Raw genomic sequence first — 23,755 nt, 5'->3', positions numbered from 1 at the left:
GAGAGTGCGGGCCCTTCGGCATCTCCCTGGTTCGGTGCGGGTCCGGGCTCAGCCCCCGCGTCTCCGGAAGTCAGCCGGTGTAGTGCGAGGCATCGCCCTCGATCACGCGGCTGCGCTCCCCGGTCAGGCCGACCGGCACGTCACCGGCCACGGTCACGCGGTGGAGCTGGCGCGGAAGGCGGTCGTAGTTGTCGATCGCGTAGTGCTGGGTGATCCGGTTGTCGAAGATGACCAGCTGGTCGGGCTCCCACGCCACTCGGACGACGTTCTCAGGTCGGCTCACGTAGGACTGGAACAACCGGATCAGGTCCCGGCTCTCGGACACCGACAACCCGACCAGCCGCTGGGCGAAGCCGCCCAGGTAGAGACCCTTCTCCCCCGACTCCGGGTGGACGCGCACCACGGGGTGGGCGGTGCGGAAGGCGAGCGAGGTGAACTCCTCCCGGTTCTGCCTGGTCTGCTCGTCGAGGGACTCCTCGGGCTGGGCGTAGTCGTAGTCGTTGGTGTGGATCGCCCAGAGCGAGTCCGCCAGCAGCCGGAGCGGCTCCGGCAGGTCGCGGTAGGCGGCACCGGTGTTGGCGATGAGCGTCTCGCCGCCGTGCGGCGGCACGACCTTGCTCGACAGGGTCGTGGCCTTCGGTGGGGCCTGCACGAAGGTGACGTCGGTGTGCCAGTGGTTGGCGACGCCCTTCTCGCTGTCGACCGGCAGCACGCGCGGGGCGCCGGGAGCGGACGCGACCGTGGGATGGGCAGTGGTGAGCTCACCGAACCGCGCGGCGAACCGCTCCTGCTGCTTGTCCGTGAGCGGCACACCCCGGAAGACGAGCGCCTTGTGCTCGAGCAGGGCCTGGTTGAGGAACTCGACCGTCTCGGCGTCCAGCTCGGCAGCGGGGTCGACCCCGATGATCTCGGCGCCGATGCGCCCCGTGAGCTTGCGGACGTCCCGGTCGGTGGCGATGGCGGTCATGCGGCGTTCTCCTTCGTGTCGGCGTGCGAGGGGTGGTGCTGGGTGTTGGGGTTTGCCGGGCGGGCCAGTCCGTAGTGGTCGCGCAGGGTCTGGCCCGTGTACTCGGTGCGGAACAACCCGCGCCGCTGCAGTTCGGGCACCACGAGGTCGACGAAGTCGTCGAGCCCGCCAGGCAGGGTCGGGGGCATCACGTTGAAGCCGTCGGCGGCCCCCTGCTCGAACCACTCCTGGATCTGGTCGGCCACCTGGGTGGCGGTGCCGGCGAACACCCGGTGCCCGCGTCCACCCGCCAGCCGCTCGATCAGCTGGCGCACCGTGAGGCCCTCGCGGGCGGAGAGGTCGAGGACCAGCTGCTTGCGGCTCTGGTTGCCCTCGGTGCCGGCGTCGACCGGGGGCAGCAGCCCATCGAGATCTGCGTCGGTCAGCTCGTGGTCGAGCATGGCCGACAGCTGCGCCAGCCCGTAGGCCGGGTTGATCAGGGCGTTGAGCTCGGCCTCCTTGGCCTTCGCCTCCTCCTCGGAGCGGCCGATCACCGGGCTGATCCCGGGGAGGATCAGCAGGTCCTCGGGCCGTCGTCCGTGCACGCCGAGGCGTCCCTTGAGGTCAGCGTAGAAGTCCTGCGCCTCCCCGAGCGTCTGCTGGGCGGTGAACACCGCCTCGGCGAAGCGGGCGGCGTACTCCTTGCCCGACTCACTCGACCCGGCCTGCACGAGCAGCGGGTAGCCCTGGACCGGACGGCGGATGTTGAGCGGCCCGCGCACCTCGTAGTGCTCGCCGCGGTGGTCGACCGGTGTGATCAGCTCGGTGTCGGCATAGACCCCCGAGGCCTGGTCGGCGATCACCGCCTCGTCGTCGAACGAGTCCCAGAGCGCCTGCGCGAGCTGCACGAACTCGGTTGCCCGCGCATACCTCGCTGCGTGGTCGGGCCGGTCGGTGAGACCGAAGTTGCGGGCCTCGTCCTGCCCGGCGCTGGTCACGATGTTCCATCCGGCCCGACCGCCGCTGAGGTGGTCGAGCGAGGCGAACGCGCGGGCCAGCGTGTAGGGGTGGTTGTAGGTCGTCGACGCCGTGGCGATCAGCCCCACGTGGCTGGTCGACGCGGCGAGCGCGGCCAGCAGGGTGAGTGGCTCGAAGGCGCTGTGCGTGTTGTGTCGCACCTTGCCGTGCAGGGCCACGCTGTCGGCGAAGAACACCGAGTCGAGCCGGCCCCGCTCGGCGGTCCGGGCGATGTCGACGTAGTGCTGGAGGGTCAACGCCCGGGCCGGCTCGACGTCAGGGTGACGCCAGGCCGCCTCGTGGTGTCCGGTGGACATCAGGAAGGCGTTGAGGTGGAGCTCTCGGCGGGGTCGTGCCCCAGGTGTCGGAGACATGGATCTGGTTACCTTTCGAGGAGTTTCGAGTGGACGGTGGCGGCCGGGTCTTAGCGAGCCGCGGCCGCGACGCGCCACCGGGAGAAGTGCCGCTCCAGCCGCACCAGGACCGTGTTCACGAGGAGGCCGAACACCGAGACGGTGAGGATGCCGGCATACATGTCCGGGATCTGGAAGCTGCTCTGGGCGTTGACGATGAGGTAGCCGAGCCCCGCCTTCGCCCCGACCATCTCGGCCGCGATGAGCACGAGGATCGACGACGTGCCAGCCATCCGCACGCCGGTGAAGATCGTCGGCACCGCCGACGGCAGCACGACCTTCTGGAACAACGCGAGGCTGCCCAGTCCGAGCGACCGAGCTGCCCTCACCAGGAGCGGGTCGACGGTCCGCACGCCGGCGATCGTGTTGAGCAGGACCGGGAAGAAGCTGGCGTAGGCGACGATCGAGATCTTGCTGGTCTCGCCGATGCCGAGGAGCAGCACGAAGACCGGCAGGAGGGCGAGCGCCGCGGTGTTGCGGAACGCCTCGAGCAGCGGGGTGAGGAACTCCCGCAGGCCGTCGTACCAGGCGACCACCAGCCCGAGGGCGATCCCCGCCACCACGGCGAGGCTGAACCCCACCGCCGACCGGGTCAGGCTGGCCGCCACGTGCTGCTGGAGCTGCCCGCTCTCAGCCAGCCCCCACCAGGCCCGCAGGACCTCGTGCAGTGGCGGCAGGAAGACCTTGCGGGCGGGGTCGAGCAGGTACTGGGTGCCGAACTCCCACAACAGCAGGAACAGGACCACGGCCGCCGAGCGGCGGACGAGCCTGCCGACGCTGCGCGTCAGGCCATGCCCCCTGGTATGCCGCGCGGGGGCGGTCGGCGCGACCGTCACCGCTTGCGGGGCTTCTGCTTCCAGGATCGCAGTGCTCATCACGCTGCCCTTTCTGTGCCGTCTGGCTGGATCTTGAGGTGGCCGGCGTCCTGCGCGCGCCGCACCTCGTCGTGCAGGAGCTCCCAGACCTCGTGCCGGTAGTGGACGAAGCGGGGGTCGGAGCGCAGGTCGGTGGTCGCCGCACGGTCCCCGAGGTCGATGTCGACCAACGCCTTCAGGCGTCCGGGGCGCGAGCTCAGCACTGCGACCCGCTGCCCGAGGTAGACCGCTTCCTCGATGCCGTGCGTGATGAAGACGACCGTGGTGCCCGTGGGCCGCCAGATCCGCAGGAGCTCGTCCTGCAGCTGCTCGCGGGTCTGGGCGTCCAGGGCTGCGAACGGCTCGTCCATGAGCAGGATCCCGGGCCGGTAGGCGAGGCTTCGGGCGATGGCCACCCGTTGCTTCATGCCCCCGGAGAGCTCGTGCGGGTAGCGGTCCTCGAAGCCTTCGAGGCCGACCAACGCGAGGTTCTCGCGGGCTCGCTCGACCCGCTCGCCGCGGCCGAGCCCCTGCTGCTCGAGACCGAAGGTGACATTGGCCAGGGTCGTGCGCCAGGGGAAGAGCGCGTACTGCTGGAAGACGATCCCGCGGTCCAGCCCGGGACCGGTCACCTCCTCGCCGTCGACGAGGACGCTCCCCCGGGACGGCCGGCTGAGCCCTCCGAGGAGGTCCAGGAGAGTGGTCTTCCCGGAGCCGCTCGGGCCGACCAGGGTCAGGAACTCACCGCGCGGCACCTCCAGCGAGACGTCCTCGAGGGCCACGAGGGTGCGCGCCTGCGGTTGGTCGCGGGTGGGCCGCAGCGCGAACTCCTTGCTCACCCCCCTGAGCTCGATGTGCGCGCTCATGACGCGTCCTGGGCGAGCTCGTTGAACTCGTTGGTGTAGAGCTTGCTCGGCTGCAGCTCACCCGCGGTGAGGATGCCGCTGTCGACCAGCCACGGCTCCCAGCGGGTGAAGTCCTCGTCGCTGATCACGCCGCCCTTGCTGGGGATCCCTACGCTCTTCCAGTACTTGAGGTTGTCGGTCTTCTCGTTGCGTGCACGCTTCTCGATGATGCTCGTGAACCGGGCGATGACCTCCGCGCGAGGGGTGCTGCGCTCCCACTCGATCGCCTTCGCGACCCCGGTGACGAACTCCTTGGCGGCGGCAGGGTGCTTCGCGATGAAGTCGTCACGAAGCACGTACTGCCCGCCGTTGAAGGCGCCGAAGAGGGCGTAGTCGCTGAAGAGCGAGCGCAGCCCGCCCGTGGCGATGGCGTGGTCCTGGAGGACCCCGGAGAGCGTGCCCACGTCGACCTGCCCCCGCCGGACGGCCAGCTCGGTGTCGTTGGGCGGCAGCGGCACGAGCTGGACGCGGTCGATCTCCTGTGGCGTCAGCCCGTTCTTCTTCAGGTAGGTGTCAATCACTGCCTCGGCATGCGCGCCGAGGGTGTTGACCGCGATCTTCTTGCCGATCAGGTCCCGCGGGGTGCGGATCGGGCTGTCCTCCTTGACGTAGAAGCCGTTGAAGGACTTGGCGTCCTCGCCGTAGTAGTTCACGACGGCCTTGACCGGCGCCCCGGCCTTGATGAGCTTGACGACCGCGCCGGAGAAGGCACCGCCGACGTCGGTCTGGCCGGTCGCTGCCGACTGGATGTCCTGGGGACCGCTGGTGGTGTTGCCGACCCACTTGAGCCTGATGGTCGGGAAGTAGCCGAGGTCGGCCGCGAGCTCCTGCAGCCCGACCGCGTTGGCCGAGCCCTGGTATCGCACGGTCACCGGGCCCTTGCTCTCGGTGCTCGCCTCGCTCGAGGGCAGCGCGCAGGCCCCCACGAGGGTGAGCGGCAGGACTCCGGACGCCAACGCCACGAGCGGGCGGTGCGGGAGGGAGGAACGATATGTGGTGCGCATCAGGCCACCGCCTCACGCGGCTCGGCACCTGCGGCGACGAGCGAACGGCCGGCCACCGTGTCGAGGAAGACGGCGGTCACCTCGCGAAGCGGACGGTGGGCCACCTCGTCGATGAGCACCTCGCCGCCCTCCACCAGGGTGACGTGGTCCGCGAGGACGAACCAGCCGGGGGTGATGCTGCTCGGAGCCAGGCTCGCCAGCACGGGGCGCAGGGCGTAGTCGACGACGAGCACATGCGCCGGGGTGCCACCGGTCGCCACGGGCAGGACCACCTTGCCGCGCAGGGCGAACTGCGGGAGGAGGTCGAGGAAGGTCTTGAGGAGACCGCCATAGGCCGCCTTGTAGACCGGGGTCGAGACCACGACCGCGTCGGCCGCCTCGAGGGCCGCGACGGCGCGGGCGATGTCGGGGTCGTGGGCGTTGCCGCGCAGGAGCGGCTCGGCGGGGAGGTCGCGCAGGACGACCGGGACGACGACGTGGCCCGCTCGCTGCAGCTGGCGGGCGATGTCGGTGAGGACGGCGTCGGTCTTGGACGTTCGGTTGGGACTGCTGGAGATGGTGGCTATGACAGCCATGGGACAGGTCCTTTCGGGCATAGGTCATCACCGGTCCTGCGGCGGGATGCGCAGAACCGTTGCGGGAGAGCAGGATTCGTCAGAGGCCGTCGTCTGGATGCAACGACGGGCGCCGAGAGTCGAGGAGACGCGTCAGTGGTGACAGAGCGCGCTGGAGACCCTGAGCAGGTCGACGTGCCTGCGCAGGACACGGTGGCAGGAGCGATCGGCTCGCTGCCTGGATCCGTTGTCCTTCATGGGTTTTCCGTCCTCGTGGAGGCCCGAGAGCCGCGCGCTTGCGACAACCGTGCGATTGTCGCCAGGTCCTCACCCGGAGCACCCCGCCGCGAGTGGGAGGGTTGCCGTCCAGCAAGCCGGGGCTGTGCGCTGGAACTCGTGACCTGAGATGAAGGTAGCCCCTCAGGTATTACCTATCAAATAAGTAGGATATTGCTCTCGCATGCTGGGACGACGAAGGGCGTCCACGCACGAAATCGCATGCGTGGACGCCCTTTTCGAAGTCTCGGCCGAGCTCAGGCAGTGCTGACCTCGATGGCGATCTTGCCGCGCACGTGACCGGTCTGGCTCAGCTCGAAGGCCTTCGGCGTATCGGCCAGCTGGAACACCTCCGCCACGGGCACGGTCAGCTTGCCGTCGTCGGCGAGGTCGCCCAGCGCGGTCAGGTCCTCGGCGTTCGGCCGCACCCACGCGGAGATGCCACCGGCCTCGGCCACGGTCCCGTCGGCGATGGACCCGTGTCGGCCACCGTCTTTGAGGACCGCCTGGGTGGTCTCCAGCACGCCGCCGACGAAGTCGGCCACGACGTCCACGCCGTCGGGCGCCAGCTCACGGACCCGCTCGGCCAGCCCATCGGCATACGACACGGGCTCGACACCGAGCCCACGAAGGAACTCGTGGTTGCCCTCGGAGGCGGTGCCGATGACGCGCGCACCGAGCGCGCGGGCGATCTGGACCGCGAACAGGCCGACACCGCCTGCGGCGGCGTGGACCAGCACGGTCTCGCCTTCCCTGAGCCCCAACCGCGCCAGCAGCTGGTATGCCGTGAGGCCGGCGAGCGGGAGCCCGGCGGCCTGGTGCCAGTCGAGTGACTTCGGCTTGCGGGCGACGGTGCGCACCGGTGCGGTGACGAGCTCGGCGAACGTGCCGCCCTGCACCCAGTCCTTGCGGGCGTAGGCGATCACCTCGTCACCGACGGACCACTCGGGGGTGTCGAGACCCACGGCCTCGACGACTCCGGCGACGTCCCAGCCGGGGATCGCGGGGAAGCTCACGACCAGGAGTCCGTCGAGGTAACCCTTGGCCACCTTCCAGTCGACGGGGTTTACGCTCGCGCTGCGGACACGGATCAGCACCTCACCCGGACCGACCTTGGGGTCGGGCACATCGGTGAGCTGGAGGGTGTCGGGGTCGCCGTACTCGGCGTAGGTGATTGCCTTCATGCCCAGCGCAACTTCGTTGCACACGCGGGTATTCCGCGAATGCACCCGGGTGTGAGTTAGCCCGGGCGATCGGCTATGATCCTGCAGTCGCGACGGTCACCCGGGCTTCGGCACGAGGCCGCCGCGATCGCATGTCCGCCGCCACGGACGTGCGACACGGCCAGGTAGCTCAGTTGGTACGAGCGTCCGACTGAAAATCGGAAGGTCGGCGGTTCGACCCCGCCCCTGGCCACCACCGAAGCCGCAGGTCAGCACATCGCTGGCACTGCGGCTTCTCTGTGTGCCCACGGCCCCGAACGGACGCCGGACGCGCTGGCGCGATGAGCCCCATGTAGGGCGAATCGAGTGTTCGAGTGGGTTTCCACAGGCAGATGCAGCAAACTCGCTGTGTGCAGGATCCACAGCTCGGCCACCTCGGCGCGTCCCCCGGCGCCGATATCGGAGACCTCCGGGACCTCCGCCACGTCAGCAGCCTCGGCGACCTCAGCCGATGGCTCGTCGAGGCGTCGCCGGACGGCCTCTGGGTCTTCGACGACGAAGGTCACACCGTGCTGGCCAACGCCCGCATGGCGGCGATGCTCGGTCGCTCCCCCGAGGAGATGCCGGGGCTGTCGGTGTTCGAGACCCTCGACGAGGAGGGCCAGGCACAGTTCGAGCACCACCTGAAGGACCTGGAGACCAGCCGCGAGAGCGGCAGCAACCTCGAGTGCAGCCTGCTGCGCAAGGACGGCGAGCGGTTCTGGGCCCTGGTCAGCCACACCCCCATCAACGACGACGACGGCCACCACGTCGGGTGGCTGCACCGGGTGACGGAGTACAGCCACCAGCGTCGCCTCATCGACACCCTCCAGCGCCGCGAGACCCAGCTCGCCGAAGCCCAGCGGATCGCCAAGATCGGCAGCTGGGAGTGGGACGTCGTCAACGACGTCGTCACCTGGTCGGACGAGCTCTACCGGATCTACGGCGTCACCCCCGACGAGAGCTTTGTGCCCAACTACCAGGGTTTCCTCGACCGGATGCACCCTGATGACCGCGACGTGGCAGCCAACGCGGTCCAAGGGGCTCTGGAGGGGGATGGCCAGTTCGAGTTCGACGCCCGGATCTTCCGGGGAGACGGCTCGATCGCGTGGATCAGGGGCCGCGGCCAGGTCGGCACCGACGAAACCGGCGCGGTCATCCGCATGGGCGGCACGTCGCAGGACATCACCGACACCAAGGACGCCGAGCAGGCCCTGGCGCTGTTGACCGCGATGGCCACCGCCGCCAACGAGGCCACCACGCTCGCCGAGGTGATCCCGCAGATCGTCGGGCTGGTGACGACCCACACCGGGTGGCAGTCGGTGGCCGCCTGGGTCGTGGACGCGGACGACAACCTGGTCCCGGTCCTCGCGGACACGCGCCCGGTCCCGGACGAGGACCTCGTGGAGGCCCAACGACTGGCCCACGAAGCGGTCCGCTCGCGCTCCCCCCACGCCTCGCTCACGACCGAGGGCACGAGCCTCGTGGCGGCGCCCGTCGTGGCCGAGGGCCGGGCCGCCTGCGTCATCGTCATGGACACCCGCGCCAACACTCCCCCGACCGAGACCGACGGCCTCACCGTCGCCCGGGCGACCTCGATCTTCGCGCGGGTCGCGGAGCGCGAGCTGGCCGCCGAGAAGCTCCGGCAGGCGCGCGACAACGCGGAGAGCGCGTCGCTCGCCAAGTCCGAGTTCCTCGCGACGATGAGCCACGAGATCCGCACCCCGCTCAACGGCGTGATCGGCCTGTCCGAGCTCCTGGGGCGCACCGAGCTGACCACCCACCAGCGCCGGCTCGCCGACGGGATCGACGGCGCCGGTCGCGCCCTGCTCGCGCTCGTCAACGACATCCTCGACCTGTCCAAGATCGAAGCCGGGCGGCTCGAGCTCGAGGCGGTCGACTTCGACCCCCGGGCCATCGTCGAGCAGAGCACCACGCTGATGGCCGAGCGGGCCCGCGCCAAGGACCTCGAGCTCGCCGTGACCTGCCTGCCCGACGTGCCGCACGCGGTCTGTGGCGACCCCGTCCGCTTCGGCCAGGTCATCTCGAACCTGACCTCCAACGCCGTGAAGTTCACCTCCAGCGGCGAGGTCGTCGTGCGGGCCAGCGTGGAGTCCACCCACGAGGACGGCAGCACGGTGATCCGGGTCGAGGTCAGCGACACCGGCAGCGGCATGACCCCGGAGGTCAAGGAGCGTCTCTTCACGGCGTTCTCCCAGGGCGACAGCTCCACCACCCGCGAGTACGGCGGGACCGGCCTCGGGCTGGCCATCAGTCGCCAGATCGTCGAGCAGATGAACGGCGAGATCGGGGTCAACAGCGAGTCCGGCTACGGCAGCACATTCTGGTTCACGGCGCGATTCGCGCCGGCCGAGGAGCTCGACGAGAGCCGGCCGCCGCTCCCCGACGTCGCGGGACTGCGGGTCCTCGTCGTCGACGACAACGAGACCAACCGCTTCATCCTCGAGGAGCAGCTGGCCGGGTGGTCCATCGAGGCCGCCATCGCCGCCTCAGGCGTCGAGGGCCTCGGCCTGCTCGACGACGCCCACCGTCGCAACGTGCCCTTCGACATCGTGCTGCTCGACTACGTCATGCCCGGCGTCAACGGGGAGCAGTTCGCCCGGATGGTCAGGGGAGACGGCCGCTTCGCCGAGACCCGGATCGTCCTGCTGACCTCGGCGATGGACCTCGACCCCGACGTGCTGTCGTCGGCGGGCATCGACGTGTCGCTGACCAAGCCCGTCCTGCCGTCCAGCCTCCTCGACACCCTGGCCGACGTGGCCGGCGACCGCGCCGGGACGCTCGGCCCCGACGAGGAGGCCGAGGGCGCGGCCGGGCGTTCCGCTGGCCGGCCGGCCAGCGGCTCGCGGGGCCACGTCCTCGTCGTCGAGGACAACGAGGTCAACCAGCTGGTCGCCGTCGGCATCCTCGAGAGCCTCGGGTATGCCGTGACCGTCGCCGAGAACGGGTTGGCCGGCTACTACGCCTTCCAGTCCGCCGACGGCACCTTCGACGCCGTGCTGATGGACTGCCAGATGCCGCAGATGGACGGCTACGACGCAACTCGGATGATCCGGTCGTTCGAGGACGACCAGTACCGCACCCCCATCATCGCCATGACGGCAGCGGCGATCGCCGGCGAGCGCGAGCGGTGCCTCGAGTCGGGCATGGACGACTTCCTCACCAAGCCGGTGGACGTGACCCTGCTGCGCGAGGCGCTCGACCGCTGGGTGCCGGCCTCGGGCGAGACCGTGGTCGACGACCAGGCGCCCGACAGCCGTCGGCTCGCGTCGCTGGCCGACACGACGGTGCTCGACGTCGCCAGGCTGGAGGAGCTCCTCGACCTCGACCCCGGCGACCCCTCGATGCTGCTGCGGTTCATCGACCGGTTCGGGCCCAACGCCCGAGCCACCCTCGCCGGGATGCGTGAGGCCCGTGAGGCAGAGGCCCCCCACGAGCTCGGTCGGTTCGCGCACGCCCTCAAGGGGAGCGCGGCCAACCTCGGCGCCACGCGGCTCGCCGAGCTCTGCAAGGAGGTCGAGGACCTCGGCGAGGACGGTGTCTTGGTCGAGCAGCCGGCTCTCGTGGGCGTCGAGCGTGCCCTCGATGCCGCGGTGAAGGCGCTCGAGTCGTTCGCCGTGGTCCTGCGCCGCCAGTCCTGAGGGTTCCCCACCGACAGGACGAAGCCGCCGGTCACAGGGGGAGTGACCGGCGGCTTCGTTGAAAGGGACTTACTCGTGCTGCCAGGTTCCCGTCTGGCTCATGGGCGGGTCTGGGTCCTGCATCGACGGATCACCTTGGGGGTTGGCGACCCGACGTTTCTCAAGCCGACTGCGGGGTGTCCGCATTCACCTGCTGGCCGGCGCTGGTGAGGTACTGGCCGGTGCGGGCGCCGAGCGCCAGGCGGCGTCGCACCTCGCGCATCAGCTCGTCGTTGGTGGCCAGCATCAGGGCCTCGTCGTGGTCGATGCCACCCATGACCGAGAGGCCGGAGCCCTCCGCGGCGCGCAGGGCGATCTCGCGCACGGAGACGCACAGGGCGCGGGACAGAGCCAGCATGTCGTCAGGCTGCGGCCACTCCGGGAGGACCGGGGAGTCGAGGATTCCCTCGAGCGTCCACTCGTCCAGGCCCGTCCGCGTGGCGAGCGTCGCGCGGCTCCATCCGAGGACGCGGAGCTGCTCCTGGAGGAAAGTGCCGAGGCTGTTGATCACGATGGCTCCAATGGGGGTTGTGAGGGCTACCCCCTGATAGAAGCGCGAAATCGACCCCCGGAACCATTTTTTTGCCATCCCTTGACCATTGTCTCCTCCGTTCGGCGGACAGTGCCTCCCCCTAACGTGTCAAGCCCAGCTTGCGCGCTACGACGTCGGTATGAGCCCCTGGTTCTGGGGCGGGTGTGTCTGCCGTGGTGGGAGTGGCCGAAAACCGGGGGGCGGGGGCCGGTTGGACCAGGTCCGGGGAGTCGGGGACGGCGGCATACACACCCCTCGCGGACAGGTGCGGGTCGCTGCGGGCCTCCACCACCGTGAGCACCGGTGCCACGCACGCATCGAGATCCGCGAAGACGGCCACCCACTCGGCGAGCGGCTTCGTCGCGATGCGGTCGGCGAACAGCGCCGCCACCCGGGGCCACTGCTCGGCCTCGAGCTGGGCCGCGCCGACCTCGGCAGGATCCACGCCCAGTCCACCCAGGAACCGGTCGTAGAAGACCGGCTCGATCGCCCCGACCGCGAGCCAGCGGTCGTCGGCGGTGCGGTAGCAGCGGTAGAACGGAGCACCCCCGTCGAACAGGTTGGCGCCGCGCGCCGCCGGCCACAGCCCCGACCCCAGCATCGACTGGTGCATCGCCGTCATCGCGGCCACCCCGTCGACGATCGCCGCGTCGACGACCTGGCCCTGCCCCGACTCGCGGGCGTGCCACAGCGCGGAGACGACCCCCAGCGCCAGCAGCATGCCGCCGCCGCCGAAGTCGCCGAGCAGGTTGAGCGGGGGGACGGGTCGCCCGTCGGCGCCGGCGAAGGCGTCGAGCACCCCCGCGACCGCGAGGTAGGTGAGGTCGTGGCCGGCCAGCGCGGCATACGGGCCGTCCTGGCCCCACCCGGTCATCCGGCCGTAGACCAGCCCGGGGTTGCGCTCGAGCGCGACGGAGGGCCCGAAGCCGAGGCGCTCGGCCACTCCGGGGCGGAAGCCCTCGATGAGGATGTCCGCGCGGTCGACCAGCGCGAGCACCACGGCCAGGCCGTCGGGGGACTTGAGGTCGGCCACGACCGACTGCCGGCCCCTGAGCAGCACGGCATGGGTGGGTCGCAGGTCCTCCCCGGGCCGGTCGACACGCACGACATCGGCACCCAGGTCGGACAGCATCATCGCCGCGAACGGCCCCGGACCGATGCCGCCGACCTCGACGACACGAACCCCTGCGAGAGGGCCTGGACGGCGCGACGAGTCGGCCCTCGAATCCATGGGACCGACCGTACCGTCGCTCACCCGAGGTGAGCTCACTGGACGAGGCTGCGCGCCGGGCCCTGCTCCCGACGCGCCCCCTCGGTCAGAGGACGTCTGAGAGCAGTGCGCGAACCTCGACTTCGCGGTAGCGGCGGTGGCCGCCGAGGGTGCGGATGGAGTTGAGCTTCCCTGCCTTCGCCCAACGCGTCACCGTCTTGGGATCGACCCGGAACAGGGATGCCACCTCCGCGGGGGTGAGCAACTTCTCGACCTCAGTGGTGCGAGTAACCATGACATAACTCCTAGTGCAGGGGACGTCCTCCAATAATCGGACAAGCAGGACGCTTTGGGAACATTCCAACCGGGTCATCCGATATGGCCCGTTGGGACTAGTCACAGGACCACCCTGTGACCGGCCCGGGGCGCAATCCGAGGGGCTGGGGCCCAATCATGGGGCCTACGCTGGACCTGGCGCGCGATCCGCGCCGACACCCCGCCCCTGCGCCTCACCGAGCTCAAGGAGTCACCACCGTGACCGCGTCCTCGTCGCCCCTCCCCAGCCTGACCACGGCCCCACCCGCCCCGTCCCCCACGGACACCTCCGCGCACGAGCAGGTCGTCTTCTGCCACGACCGGCAGACCGGGCTGCGGGCCATCATCAGCATCTACTCCACGGCACTCGGGCCGGCCCTGGGCGGCACGCGGTTCTACCCCTACGAGAGCGAGGACGCGGCCCTGGCCGACGTGCTGCGCCTCTCCAAGGGCATGGCCTACAAGAACGCCGTGGCCGGCCTCGACCTCGGCGGCGGCAAGGCCGTCATCATCGGCGACCCGGCCACGGACAAGACCCCCGACCTCCTGCGCGCCTACGGCCGCTTCGTCGAGTCCCTCGGTGGCCGCTACGTCACCGCCTGCGACGTGGGCACCTACGTGGCCGACATGGACGTGGTCAGCGAGACCACCCGGTTCGCCACCGGCCGGTCCGAGGCCAACGGCGGAGCCGGCGACTCGTCGGTGCTGACCGCCTTCGGCGTCTTCCAGGGCCAGCGTGCCGCCGCACAGCACCTGTGGGGCGAGCCCACCCTCAAGGGCCGCACCGTGGGCATCGCCGGGGTGGGCAAGGTCGGGCGCATCCTCGCCGGCCACCTCCTCGAGGACGGCGCGCACGTCATGGTGACCGACGTCAACGAGCAGGCGCTCGCCGCGCTCAAGGCCCAGCACCCCGAGATCGAGGTGGTCGCCGACACGGCCACCCTGGTCACCTCCGACATCGACGTGTACGCGCCCTGCGCGCTGGGCGGCGCCCTCGACGACACGACCGTCGAGACCCTGCGCGCCACCGTGGTCTGCGGCGGGGCCAACAACCAGCTCGTCAGGGAGGGCGACGGTGGGACCGCCGACCGCCTCCGCGAGCGCGGCATCACCTACGCCCCCGACTTCCTCGTCAACGCCGGTGGCGTGATCCAGGTCAGCGACGAGCTGCACGGCTTCGACTTCGAGCGCGCCAAGAAGGGCGCCACGGCGATCTTCGACCACACCCTCGAGGTGCTCCGGACGGCCGACGAGCGGGGGATCACCCCCGCCGCGGCCGCCGACCACATCGCCGAGGAGCGGATGGCGGCCAAGCAGGCGGCCGGCATCTGGCTGCCCGCGCGCTGAGCGCCGGGGGCCAGACCTGCCGTTCCGCGGGTCAGCCCGAGCCGAAACGGGTGTTTTCGACGAGGTGAGACGTGGGTCTCGCCACAGAACTTGCGCCGCTCATGTAGCGTTGACCCCACGACATATACACGATTCCCGGGACCGCTCCGCGGAGCCGAGGCACCGAACAGGTGACTCGACTAGGTGATGCCGTCCCGGCAGACGCATGAGGGGGTCACGCCATGGGGCGCGGCCGGGCTAAAGCCAAGCAGACCAAGGTTGCTCGGGAGCTGAAGTACTTCTCTCCCAACACCGACCTGACGGCACTTGAGCGAGAACTGCACGGGTCCTCCTACGCGGAGCCGGAACCTGTTTCCGACAGCTCCGTGGGCGAGGACGAGTACGACGAGTACGGAAAGTGGGCCTCGGGTCAGCGATGACCTGACGACCTGACTGACCACCACCTCATGCGCGGGCCTTCGGGCTCGTGTGTCACCTCCGTCGCGCTGCGGCGTGCGGCGATGTCGCTGTGCCCTTCAGGTGATGGTGCCGTGGCGCCTCGGTCGGTGCGTGTCCTGAGAGCTACGCTCGCGTCATGAGCACAGACACGCGCGCTGAGACGCAGCGCCTGGGCGTGGAGACGACTGGCATCGAGATCATCGACGAGGCCGCCCGCACCGCCCGTCCGAAGGACCTCTTCTGGCCGTGGTTCGCGGCCAACGTCTCGGTCTTCGGGATCAGCTACGCCGGCTTCGTGCTGGGTTTCCAGATCTCGTTCTGGCAGGCCGTGCTGGTCACCGTCGTGGGTGTCGTCGTGTCTTTCCTGCTGTGCGGGCTGATCGCGATCGCCGGCAAGCGTGGCTCGGCACCGACCATGATCCTGTCGCGCTCGGCCTTCGGCGTGACCGGGCAGAAGGTGCCCGGCGTGATCTCCTGGCTGACCTCGATCGGGTGGGAGACCTTCCTCGCCATCCTGGCCACGCTGGCCACCGCGACGATCTTCAAGCAGCTCGGCTGGGGCGGCGGCACGGGCACCAAGGTCGTGGCGTGCGTCGTCGTGGCCACGCTCATCGTGGCGGCCTCGGTGGCCGGCTACCACATCATCATGAAGATGCAGTCGTACCTCACGTGGATCACCGGCATCGCGACGATCGTCTACATCGCGCTGACCATCGATGACGTGGACCTGTCCGCCGTCAACGCCCTGCCGAGCGGCTCCACCGGGGCCGTCATCGGCGCCCTGGTCCTGGTCATGACCGGGTTCGGCCTCGGCTGGATCAACATCGCCGCCGACTGGTCGCGCTACCAGCGACGCGACGCCTCGGGCGCCTCCATCGTCGCCTGGAACACCTTCGGTGGGGCGCTCGCCCCCACGGTCCTGGTCATCTACGGGCTCCTGCTGGCCGGTTCCGACCAGAAGCTGCGCGACGGCATCCAGGCCGACCCGATCGGCACGCTCGCCACGATCCTGCCGACCTGGTTCCTGCTGCCCTTCCTCGTGGCCGCGATCCTCGCCCTCGTGAGCGGCGCGGTGCTCGGCATCTACTCGTCGGGCCTGACCCTGCTGTCCCTCGGTGTGCGGATCCCGCGACCGCGGGCGGCCTTCATCGACGGGGTCATCCTCACGGTGGGCACGATCTGGGTGGTGTTCTTCGCCGAGAGCTTCATCAACCCGTTCCAGTCGTTCCTCATCACGCTCGGCGTCCCGCTCGCGGCGTGGGCCGGGATCATGATCTCCGACCTCGTGCTGCGCAAGCGCGACTACGACGACGACGCCCTGTTCGACGTGCGCGGCCGCTACGGCTCCTGGGACTGGACCTCGATCGGCACCATGGTCGTCGCGACCGTGCTCGGCTGGGGCCTGGTGGTCAACAGCTTCGCCGGGGACGCGTCGTGGAACAACTGGCAGGGCTACCTGCTCGAGCCCCTCGGGCTGGGCAAGTTCGTCGACGACCCGGCCGGTCCCTACTGGGAGGGCAACTGGCCCTACGCCAACCTCGGGGTCCTCCTCGCCCTGGTCCTCTCGTTCCTGGTCACCCTGGTCCTGCGTCGCCGCACCGTCCGTCGTCAGGAGGCCGGCACGTGACCGATCGCCGGTGGCTCGTGGCGATCGACCTGCAACGCGTCTTCGGTGACCCGGCCAGCGCCTGGCGTGCTCCCCGGTATGCCGCGGCCGCGGCCAACGTCGCGCGCCTCGCCCCCGCCTTCGGCGAGCGGGCGGTGTTCACCCGGTTCGTGGCCCCGGCCACGCCGACCGGGGCGTGGGTGCCGTACTACGAAGAGTTCCCGTGGGCACTCGAGCCCGCCGACAGTCGGCTCTACGAGCTGACCGACGACATCGCTCCCCTGGCCACCCGCACCGTGGTTGCCACGACGTTCGGGAAGTGGACCGACGACCTGCGCCGGGTGGTCGGCGAGCAGCCTTCGCTCGTGGTCGCGGGGGTGGCGACCGACTGCTGTGTGATCTCCACGGTCCTGGCCGCCGCCGACGCGGGCGCGTCGATCACGGTCGTGACCGACGCCTGCGCCGGGTCCACCGACGACAACCACCAGAAGGCGTTGGACGTGATGTCGCTCTACGCGCCGCTCGTCACGCTGGCGACCACCGACGAGGTGCTCGGCTAGAAGCCCAGGCCGCCAGCACCGACACCGGTCTGGGCCGCGTGGATCCGCGCCAGCTCGCGGGCTGTGTTCACCTGTACCCCGTTCGCCTCGTGTGCGCCGTCGCCGCCGTGGTCGACGCCCGACTCCCGCGGCCCCGGGTCGGAACCGTCCCACGCGGCATACCCGCTGAAGAGGCCGAAGGCCGCCTCGGCCTGGTTGACGGCGTCGGCGAGCGCGTGCAGGACGGTCGGGTCGCACGCGTCGAGGAAGGCCCTGGGGTCGCGACGCTCACCGATGCTGACGAGCCGCGCGATCGCGCCGGTGTCGCCCGGAGCCAACCGCTGTCCGGCGACGAGTCCGTCGCGGACGGCGGCCAGGACCAGCGCGCACTGGCTGTCGTCGAGGTGGTCGAGCGCCTCGTGGTGGGCGGCCTGGAGGGCGTCCAGTGGCGCGGTCCGCAAGAGGAAGCGGTACTGCCTGACGGTCTGGTCCTCCGGGTGGTGCGCCTGTGTCCCCATGCCTGATGCTAAGGGCTGGCGAGGCTCCGTGGGGCCCCGATCGACGCGGTCTGGGGCGCGACGACGATCATCGAGCTGGTGGCCTGGCGCACGACCGGAGCAGTGTGGGCGCGGGTGGGCAGGCGCGGCTCGGGGTCGGCACCGTCCCAGCCGCCGTATCCCTCGAGCAGGGGCTCGGCGTCCGGATGGGTGGTCACCCGGTGGGCCAGGCGCTCGAGGGCGGCCTCCGTCAGCGCACCCGCGATGATGCCGGGGGCCTGCACCTCCGCCGTGCAGAGCAGCTCGGCGAGGCCGGCGATGTCGTCGACGGTGAGCTCGCGGCCGTTGAGGGTGCGGTCCTGGCTGGTCCGGAGGATGTGCGCGCGGATGAGGACGTCGAGCGAGGCGAGCGCCTCGCGGTGGACGCCCACCAGCGCATCCAGGTCAGCGGTGCCGAGCAGGTAGCGGTACTGGCGCACCTGCGGACGCTCCACCGGACCGACCGGCTCGGCAGGCGCGCGACGCTTGAAGATTCCCACGAGTCCGACGGTAGGCAGCACCGGCCTGGATCGGCTCACCCAGAATGCATTCTCGGACTCCTGCAGACGGATGAGGCGTGGGCGGCGTAACGGTGCAGAGTGGACAACCCGAACAGGGGCAAACCGGTGCGGATCGGGCCGGACGGGACATCAGGCGTCAGACGCCTCCGAACGCCGCGTCCGGCGAGCTCGGGCCCCCGGTCGCGGTCTTGTAGCTGACGTGACTCGTCAGCACGTCGTGCCAGTGCTCGCCGAAGCCGCCGTCGGCCCACTCCGTCTCGTCCATGAGGTCGGGCTCGGCGCCGTCCCACGCGGCATACCCACCGAACCGGCCGAACATCGCCTCGCTCAGGATGACTGCCCCGGCCAGCGGGGTCAGCACCGCGCGCGGACAGGCAGCCAGGAAGTCACCCGGCCGGCGGCGCTCACCGAGCACGACCAGGTGGGCGAGCCGCCGCACGTCGTCGGGGTCGAGGCGCGCGCCGGCGACCAGGCCCTCCTGGACGGCGCGCAGCACGACCGAACGACGCGAGCGCCACATCGGCTCCAGGGCCTCGACGTGCCCCGCCTCGAGCGCGTCGAGGGGGGCGGTGCGCAGGAGGAAGCGGTACTGGCGCACCGTCTGGTCCTCGTCGTCAGGAGCCCACACAGGCTGACGGTAGCCCCGCGTGACGCCGAACGGAACCCGTTCGTGAGCCGGCCGGGAGGGACCCGTTCGTCAGCCGGCCGGGTGGTCCCCGACGAGCTGGACGGCGCCGCCCTCGACGCCCTTGGCGCCGCGGACCACCTCGTGGGCGTCGTCGACGACGGCGTCCTCGGCTGCGGTCACCTCGCCGAGCGTCCACGCCGGTATGCCGCGTGCTTCAAGCTCGCGCGTGGCCGCGTCGACCTGGTCGGCCGGGAGCATCGCGACGAAGCCGACCCCCATGTTGAGGGTGCGCTCGAGGTCGGCGCGCGGGACCTGGCCGAGCGAGCCGATCGTCGAGAAGACCGCCGGTGGGGTCCAGGTGGAGCGGTCGAGCCGGGCGAAGACGGTGGGCGGGAGGACCCGCGCGAGGTTCGCGACCAGCCCTCCGCCAGTCACGTGGGACAGCGCGTGGACGTTGATCCCGTCGGTGCGGATGAGGTCGAGCAGGTCGGCGGAGTAGACCCGCGTCGGGGTCAGCAGCTCCTCGCCGAGGCTCTGCCCGAAGTCGTCGACATGGCGGTCGAGCTGCCAGCCCGCGGAGCCGATCACCTTGCGCACCAACGAATACCCGTTCGAGTGGAGCCCGCTGGAGCCGAGCGCCAGCACCACGTCGCCGGGCACCACGCGATCGGGACCCAGCACATCGGCATACTCCACGACGCCGGTCGCGGCACCGGCCACGTCGTACTCGTCGGGCTCGAGCAGACCGGGGTGCTCGGCGGTCTCGCCGCCCACCAGGGCGACCCGCGCCTGCTCGCACGCAGCGGCGATGCCGGTGACGATGGCGGCGATCCGCTCGGGGACGACCTTGCCCGTGGCGATGTAGTCGGTCATGAACAGGGGCTCGGCGCCGCACACGACGATGTCGTCGACGACCATGCCGACGAGGTCGAAGCCGATGGTGTCGTGCCGGTCGAGCGCCTGGGCGATGGCGACCTTGGTGCCCACGCCGTCGGTGCTGGTGGCCAGCACCGGGTGGGTCATCCGGGCGATCGCCGAGGCGTCGAACATGCCGGCGAAACCACCCAAGCCGCCGAGCACCTCGGGACGGGTGGCCCGGCGGACGGACGCCTTCATCAGCTCGACTGCCTTGTCACCGGCCTCGACGTCGACACCGGCGGAGGCATAGGTGATCGGCTCGCTCACCCGCCCAGCCTAGTGCGCTCGGGCAGACGTATCAGACGCGGCCGTGGGACCCTCCTCTTCAGTGGTGCAGGGACCGTTCTCACGAGGGGATCAGCCATGTCCACGAGCTACCAGTTCGACCTCCTGCGCACCTACCGGTACCTGCGGCTGGCCATGGTGCTCCTGGTGCTGCTGCTCTTCGTCTCGGTGACGATGTACATCAACTCGGCCAGTGGCCAGATGCTCCAGTCGATCAGCGCCTCGTACTACACACCGGTGCGCGCCGTCTTCGTCTCGAGCCTCTGCGCGATCGGGACCTGCCTGATCGTCTACCAGGGCAACACCGACGTGGAGGACGTGCTCCTCAACGGGTCGGGGTTCTTCGCGTTCATCGTGGGGTTCGTGCCGACCCGGCCCGAGGACAAGTGCGTGGCGAGCGCGATCCCCCAGGACGTGCGCGACGCGATCAGCAACAACGTCACGGCCCTGATGGCCATCGCCGTGGGCGCGTTCGTCATCGTGATGGGGATCCAGGTGTTCGCCACACCGGCCTCGGAGAAGGCCCTCTCCAAGGGGGCCGGGGCCGCGCTGGCGTTCTCGGTCGTGGCGTTCCTGGGCCTGGCCGGGTTCTACGCCTTCAACCGGGGCGCCTTCATGTGCCACGGCCACAACACCGCTGCGATCCTGCTGTTCGTCGCGATCGTGGCGGTCGTGTTCGTCAGCGCTCGCGGCCTGGCCCGCAAGCAGGCCAACGAGGACGGCCGGCCGGTGCGGGCCCACTTCTGGAACCGCTACTTCTGGGGGTTCGTGCTGATGGTCGTCTCGATCGCCGTCATCGCGATCACCGGGCCGTGGCTGGGCTGGCTCGACCACTGGGTGTTCTGGCTCGAGGCCGCACTGATCGCCCAGTTCGGGACGTTCTGGCTGACCCAGACCCTCGAGCTGTGGCGCGAGCCCAGGCGCGAGGACGCCCCCGTCGCCGGCGCCTGAGGGATCCTCGCCCTCCTCCCGCTTCGATGTAAACCCGCCGGGATTCACCGGCGGGTTTACATCGAATCAGCTGGCTCTGCGGTGCCCCAACGCTGCATGCGCGGCGCAGACCTGGTCCATGAACCGGTCCGGAGCCAGGCGCAGACCCATCAGCGTCATCCGTAGGACCCGATCGCCGCTGATCACGAGGGCGTTCTGGCGGAAATGGTCGTCGGTCGGAGCGACTCCCCACTGGTGCTGCGAACCGTCGATCTCGACGACCAGCCCAACGTCCTCCCAGAACACGTCGAGGTAGGCGCGCATCACCCCCACCGTCCGGACCGCCTGTCGGGTGGGTTCGGGGAGGCCACGTGCGCGGCACAGCGCGGCAAAGTCCAGCTCCCCGAGGCTCTCCGCTCCGTTGGCGATGTCCTTGGCCACGGCGGAGATGAAGGCACGGCGGGTCCGTCCGCGGACAGCCTTGGCTGCCGCGACGAGCTGGTGACCGGTGACGAGTCGTTGCTGCACCGGCATCACCAGCGCCAGCGCCGCCTGACGGTTGCTGACAGCCCAGTGGGCGGCTCGCACCGCTGCCACTGCGGGGGTGGTGCGCGGGATCCCCCCGGCGGCGAGCTCACCGTCGATCCGTCGGACCACCTTGTGCAGGACGAGGTCGTCCACCTGTGGCACGTGGGCGTTGTGCCGCACGGACACGTGGACCCGATCATCGTGGAATCCCGACAGCCCTGCCGCCTGCAGCGCAGTCACACCGTCGAGCACCGCGACGCGGATGCCGACCTCCCAGAGTGCCCGCCACCGACGAGCCTCGGGGCCGAGGATGGACGTGTGCAGGGCAATCGTCTGGCGACCATGAGGTGCCCATCGCCGTGCCACGACCTGACGGGCGACCGCGTCGCGATCCCAGCCGTGGGCCCGCAGCTCCGCCCGGGACATCACCCCGTCCCTGGCCGACCGTCTGAGTCCGTCGAAGTCGGTCCGTGCTTGTCGGCGCCCTCCCCAACCCATCGCCCGATCTTGGCGAAGCCGCTCGACCCAGCCGCCGACTTGTCCACACCCTCGCCGGTTCGATGTAAACACGCCGGAGATCACCGGCGTTTTTACATCGAACCGGGGGGAAGAGGGGAACCGGGGGAAGAGGGGAGGGGAGGGGACGTCAGGGGCGGGTGAGGGCGTCCTCGGCGCCGCCGCTGACGCCGAGGGACACGCCCTCCACGTCGACGTCGATGGGCAGCGTCTCGAAGAGGTTCTTGCCCAGCCGGCTCGCGTCGGGCAGCTCCAGCGGGTACGTGCCGGTGAAGCACGCGGTGCACAGGGAGTCGCCGGGCTGCTCGGTCGCCGCGACCATGCCCGCCTCGGAGATGTAACCCAGGGAGTCGGCGCCGATCGACGTGCACACCTCCTCGACCCCGATGCCCGTGGCGATCAGCTCGGCACGGGTGGCGAAGTCGATGCCGTAGAAGCAGGGCCACCGCACGGGCGGGGACGAGATGCGCACGTGGACCTCGGCGGCCCCGGCTTCGCGCAGCATCCTGACGAGGGCGCGCTGGGTGTTGCCGCGCACGATGGAGTCGTCGACCACGACGAGGCGCTTGCCCTTGATGACCTCGCGCAGCGGGTTGAGCTTGAGCCGGATGCCGAGCTGGCGGATGGTCTGCGACGGGGCGATGAAGGTGCGCCCCACGTAGGAGTTCTTGACCAGGCCCTGGCCGTAGGGGATGCCGGACTCCTGTGCGTAGCCGATCGCGGCCGGGGTGCCCGACTCGGGTGTCGGCATCACGAGGTCGGCCTCGACGGGGTGCTCACGGGCCAGGGCGCGACCCATCTCGACCCTCGACTCGTGCACCCCACGCCCGTTGATCGTGGTGTCCGGTCGCGCCAGGTAGACGTACTCGAAGACGCAGCCCTTGCGGTCGGTCTCGGCGAACCGCTGGGAGCGCAGGCCGTCCTCGTCGATGATGATCAGCTCGCCCGGCTCGACCTCGCGGATCAGCGACGCGCCGACGATGTCGAGCGCGGCCGTCTCGGAGGCCACCACCCAGCCCCGCTCGAGGCGACCGAGCACCAGCGGGCGGATCCCCTGGGGGTCGCGGGCGGCATACAGGGTGTGCTCGTCCATGAAGACGAAGCAGAAGGCGCCGCGGAGCTTGGGCAGCAGGTCGAGCGCCGCTGCCTCCAGCGAGCGGTCGGGGTCGTCGGCCAGCAGTGCCGTGACCAGCGCGGTGTCGGTGGTGTTGCCGCGACCGAGCTCGCCGCCGTCGGCTCCGTAGCCCTCCGCACGACGTTCCTGGACCATCTCGCGCAGCTCCGCGGAGTTGATCAGGTTGCCGTTGTGGGCCAGCGCGACCGTCGACTCGGCATGTCCGCCGAGCGTGGGCTGGGCGTTCTCCCAGGTGGAGCCACCGGTGGTCGAGTAGCGGCAGTGCCCGACGGCCAGGTGTCCGCGCAGCGAAGCCAGCGAGCGCTCGTCGAAGACCTGGGACACCAGCCCCATGTCCTTGTAGACCAGGATCGAGCGACCGTCGGAGGTCGCGATGCCGGCCGACTCCTGTCCGCGGTGCTGCAGGGCGTACAGGCCGTAGTAGGTCAGCTTGGCGACATCCTCGCCGGGGGCCCAGACACCGAAGACCCCGCAGGCGTCCTGCGGGCCCTTCTCGCCGGGAAGCAGATCATGCGAGAGCTGTCCGTCGCCGCGTGCCACGTGCCCCAGTCTCCCACAGTCCCCGGCGGCCACGTCCCCCTGTCCGGGCGCGCCGCACGGTGATCAGGTGCGTCGGTCGAGCAGCACGGCCAGGACGGCCGCCAGCAGCGCGAACAGGGCCGCGCCTGCCACCCCGAGGAAGAGCACGGCGCTGGTCACGCTGTAGTCGTGGCCGTAGGTCGTCTCGTCGTCCCGGAAGTACGCCAGCGCCGACCCGACCACGAAGCCGAGGATGGCTCCGGTCGCGATGAAGGCGACGAAGTTCGGGTAGCGGCGGGTGGGAGGCACGTGCTCACGCTACCCGCGTCACCATCCCGTAATGGGGTCGGGCACCCCATCCGCCAGGCGTGCGAGTACGA

At 70.3% G+C, this 23,755-nt stretch carries 24 protein-coding genes, 1 tRNA gene and 1 riboswitch; of the genes, 7 read left to right on the top strand and 18 right to left on the bottom strand.

The features are described 5' to 3' along the window. Positions 1 to 70 precede the first annotated feature (70 nt). The 8 genes from ASG95_RS02430 to ASG95_RS02400 all read right to left on the bottom strand — a co-directional run bounded on the left by ASG95_RS02430 (position 71) and on the right by ASG95_RS02400 (position 7,153). Positions 71 to 967: a TauD/TfdA family dioxygenase gene (locus tag ASG95_RS02430; protein ID WP_057376435.1), complete on the bottom strand. Its 897-nt coding sequence runs from the start codon at positions 965 to 967 to the stop codon at positions 71 to 73. Further along, positions 964 to 2,337, bottom strand: a complete 1,374-nt coding sequence (locus tag ASG95_RS02425; protein ID WP_057376434.1) for an LLM class flavin-dependent oxidoreductase — start codon at positions 2,335 to 2,337, stop codon at positions 964 to 966. Before ASG95_RS02425 ends, ASG95_RS02430 begins: the two co-directional genes overlap by 4 nt. Positions 2,338 to 2,387: 50 nt before the next feature. Further along, positions 2,388 to 3,251 carry an ABC transporter permease gene (locus tag ASG95_RS02420; protein WP_057376433.1) on the bottom strand — a complete coding sequence of 288 codons (864 nt, stop codon included), beginning with the start codon at positions 3,249 to 3,251 and terminating at the stop codon, positions 2,388 to 2,390. Further along, positions 3,251 to 4,096, bottom strand: a complete 846-nt coding sequence (locus tag ASG95_RS02415) for an ABC transporter ATP-binding protein (RefSeq protein WP_057376432.1) — start codon at positions 4,094 to 4,096, stop codon at positions 3,251 to 3,253. The genes ASG95_RS02420 and ASG95_RS02415 overlap by 1 nt, the downstream gene beginning before the upstream one ends. Further along, positions 4,093 to 5,139, bottom strand: coding sequence for an ABC transporter substrate-binding protein (locus ASG95_RS02410; RefSeq protein ID WP_057376431.1), 1,047 nt, complete (start codon positions 5,137 to 5,139; stop codon positions 4,093 to 4,095). The genes ASG95_RS02415 and ASG95_RS02410 overlap by 4 nt, the downstream gene beginning before the upstream one ends. Continuing rightward, positions 5,139 to 5,714, bottom strand: a complete 576-nt coding sequence (gene ssuE / locus ASG95_RS02405) for an NADPH-dependent FMN reductase (RefSeq protein WP_057376430.1) — start codon at positions 5,712 to 5,714, stop codon at positions 5,139 to 5,141. The genes ASG95_RS02410 and ssuE overlap by 1 nt, the downstream gene beginning before the upstream one ends. A 132-nt stretch (positions 5,715 to 5,846) precedes the next feature. Continuing rightward, a complete protein-coding gene (locus tag ASG95_RS22290; RefSeq protein ID WP_369820349.1) occupies positions 5,847 to 5,951 on the bottom strand; it encodes a putative leader peptide in 105 nt (34 codons plus the stop codon). Positions 5,952 to 5,980: 29 nt separating this feature from the next. Continuing rightward, a riboswitch (SAM riboswitch) is annotated at positions 5,981 to 6,095 on the bottom strand. A gap of 131 nt (positions 6,096 to 6,226) precedes the next feature. Next, positions 6,227 to 7,153: an NADP-dependent oxidoreductase gene (locus ASG95_RS02400; protein ID WP_057376429.1), complete on the bottom strand. Its 927-nt coding sequence runs from the start codon at positions 7,151 to 7,153 to the stop codon at positions 6,227 to 6,229. Between the two features lie 158 nt (positions 7,154 to 7,311). Here ASG95_RS02400 and ASG95_RS02395 point away from each other — a divergent pair. Further along, a tRNA-Phe gene (locus ASG95_RS02395) sits at positions 7,312 to 7,388 on the top strand. 154 nt (positions 7,389 to 7,542) lie between these two features. After that, positions 7,543 to 10,833: a response regulator gene (locus ASG95_RS02390; RefSeq protein WP_057376428.1), complete on the top strand. Its 3,291-nt coding sequence runs from the start codon at positions 7,543 to 7,545 to the stop codon at positions 10,831 to 10,833. 160 nt (positions 10,834 to 10,993) lie between these two features. Here ASG95_RS02390 and ASG95_RS02385 read toward each other — a convergent pair whose 3' ends face one another. The 3 genes from ASG95_RS02385 to ASG95_RS02375 form a co-directional block, all read right to left on the bottom strand. Beyond that, the gene (locus ASG95_RS02385; RefSeq protein WP_057376427.1) at positions 10,994 to 11,383 is read right to left on the bottom strand and encodes a hypothetical protein; all 390 of its coding nucleotides are present in this window, start codon (positions 11,381 to 11,383) and stop codon (positions 10,994 to 10,996) included. Between the two features lie 121 nt (positions 11,384 to 11,504). Further along, entirely contained in the window at positions 11,505 to 12,635 is a 1,131-nt protein-coding gene (locus ASG95_RS02380) for a CaiB/BaiF CoA-transferase family protein (RefSeq protein WP_057376426.1), read from the bottom strand. A gap of 85 nt (positions 12,636 to 12,720) precedes the next feature. Then, positions 12,721 to 12,909, bottom strand: coding sequence for a BldC family transcriptional regulator (locus ASG95_RS02375; protein WP_056922026.1), 189 nt, complete (start codon positions 12,907 to 12,909; stop codon positions 12,721 to 12,723). 239 nt (positions 12,910 to 13,148) lie between these two features. Here ASG95_RS02375 and ASG95_RS02370 point away from each other — a divergent pair, with 239 nt between their 5' ends. From ASG95_RS02370 to ASG95_RS02355, 4 genes are all read left to right on the top strand, one after another. Then, positions 13,149 to 14,276 carry a Glu/Leu/Phe/Val dehydrogenase dimerization domain-containing protein gene (locus ASG95_RS02370; RefSeq protein ID WP_235543257.1) on the top strand — a complete coding sequence of 376 codons (1,128 nt, stop codon included), beginning with the start codon at positions 13,149 to 13,151 and terminating at the stop codon, positions 14,274 to 14,276. Positions 14,277 to 14,497: 221 nt separating this feature from the next. Then, positions 14,498 to 14,695 (top strand): DUF3073 domain-containing protein, encoded by a 198-nt coding sequence (locus tag ASG95_RS02365; RefSeq protein WP_056922025.1) that lies wholly within the window; start codon positions 14,498 to 14,500, stop codon positions 14,693 to 14,695. A gap of 155 nt (positions 14,696 to 14,850) precedes the next feature. Further along, complete coding sequence (locus tag ASG95_RS02360) at positions 14,851 to 16,341, top strand: cytosine permease (protein ID WP_057376425.1); 1,491 nt, start codon at positions 14,851 to 14,853, stop codon at positions 16,339 to 16,341. Then, positions 16,338 to 16,880: a cysteine hydrolase family protein gene (locus ASG95_RS02355; RefSeq protein ID WP_057376424.1), complete on the top strand. Its 543-nt coding sequence runs from the start codon at positions 16,338 to 16,340 to the stop codon at positions 16,878 to 16,880. The genes ASG95_RS02360 and ASG95_RS02355 overlap by 4 nt, the downstream gene beginning before the upstream one ends. Here ASG95_RS02355 and ASG95_RS02350 read toward each other — a convergent pair. The 4 genes from ASG95_RS02350 to purM all read right to left on the bottom strand — a co-directional run bounded on the left by ASG95_RS02350 (position 16,877) and on the right by purM (position 19,729). Next, complete coding sequence (locus ASG95_RS02350) at positions 16,877 to 17,377, bottom strand: hypothetical protein (protein ID WP_057376423.1); 501 nt, start codon at positions 17,375 to 17,377, stop codon at positions 16,877 to 16,879. The genes ASG95_RS02355 and ASG95_RS02350 overlap by 4 nt on opposite strands. An 8-nt stretch (positions 17,378 to 17,385) precedes the next feature. Beyond that, positions 17,386 to 17,895, bottom strand: coding sequence for a hypothetical protein (locus tag ASG95_RS02345; RefSeq protein WP_057376422.1), 510 nt, complete (start codon positions 17,893 to 17,895; stop codon positions 17,386 to 17,388). A 157-nt stretch (positions 17,896 to 18,052) separates the two neighbouring features. Then, positions 18,053 to 18,544 (bottom strand): hypothetical protein, encoded by a 492-nt coding sequence (locus ASG95_RS02340; RefSeq protein WP_057376421.1) that lies wholly within the window; start codon positions 18,542 to 18,544, stop codon positions 18,053 to 18,055. Between the two features lie 69 nt (positions 18,545 to 18,613). Beyond that, a complete protein-coding gene (gene purM / locus ASG95_RS02335) occupies positions 18,614 to 19,729 on the bottom strand; it encodes a phosphoribosylformylglycinamidine cyclo-ligase (RefSeq protein WP_057376420.1) in 1,116 nt (371 codons plus the stop codon). Positions 19,730 to 19,825: 96 nt separating this feature from the next. Between purM and ASG95_RS02330 the strand changes: the two genes are divergently transcribed. After that, positions 19,826 to 20,698, top strand: a complete 873-nt coding sequence (locus tag ASG95_RS02330) for a hypothetical protein (protein ID WP_057376419.1) — start codon at positions 19,826 to 19,828, stop codon at positions 20,696 to 20,698. 66 nt (positions 20,699 to 20,764) lie between these two features. Here the strand turns inward: ASG95_RS02330 and ASG95_RS02325 are convergent, their stop codons facing one another. From ASG95_RS02325 to ASG95_RS02315, 3 genes are all read right to left on the bottom strand, one after another. Beyond that, positions 20,765 to 21,631, bottom strand: coding sequence for a hypothetical protein (locus ASG95_RS02325; protein ID WP_057376418.1), 867 nt, complete (start codon positions 21,629 to 21,631; stop codon positions 20,765 to 20,767). Between the two features lie 220 nt (positions 21,632 to 21,851). Further along, on the bottom strand, positions 21,852 to 23,396 hold the full coding sequence (purF, locus tag ASG95_RS02320) for an amidophosphoribosyltransferase (protein ID WP_057376417.1): 1,545 nt from the start codon (positions 23,394 to 23,396) through the stop codon (positions 21,852 to 21,854). Positions 23,397 to 23,459: 63 nt separating this feature from the next. Then, the gene (locus tag ASG95_RS02315) at positions 23,460 to 23,684 is read right to left on the bottom strand and encodes a hypothetical protein (protein ID WP_056922015.1); all 225 of its coding nucleotides are present in this window, start codon (positions 23,682 to 23,684) and stop codon (positions 23,460 to 23,462) included. Between the last annotated feature and the right edge of the window lie 71 nt (positions 23,685 to 23,755).

This window comes from Phycicoccus sp. Soil803 (genome assembly GCF_001429685.1).
Taxonomy (GTDB): Bacteria; Actinomycetota; Actinomycetes; order Actinomycetales; family Dermatophilaceae; genus Pedococcus.
Note: the sequence above shows the minus strand (reverse complement) of the source record. Positions and strands in the feature narration are given on the sequence as shown.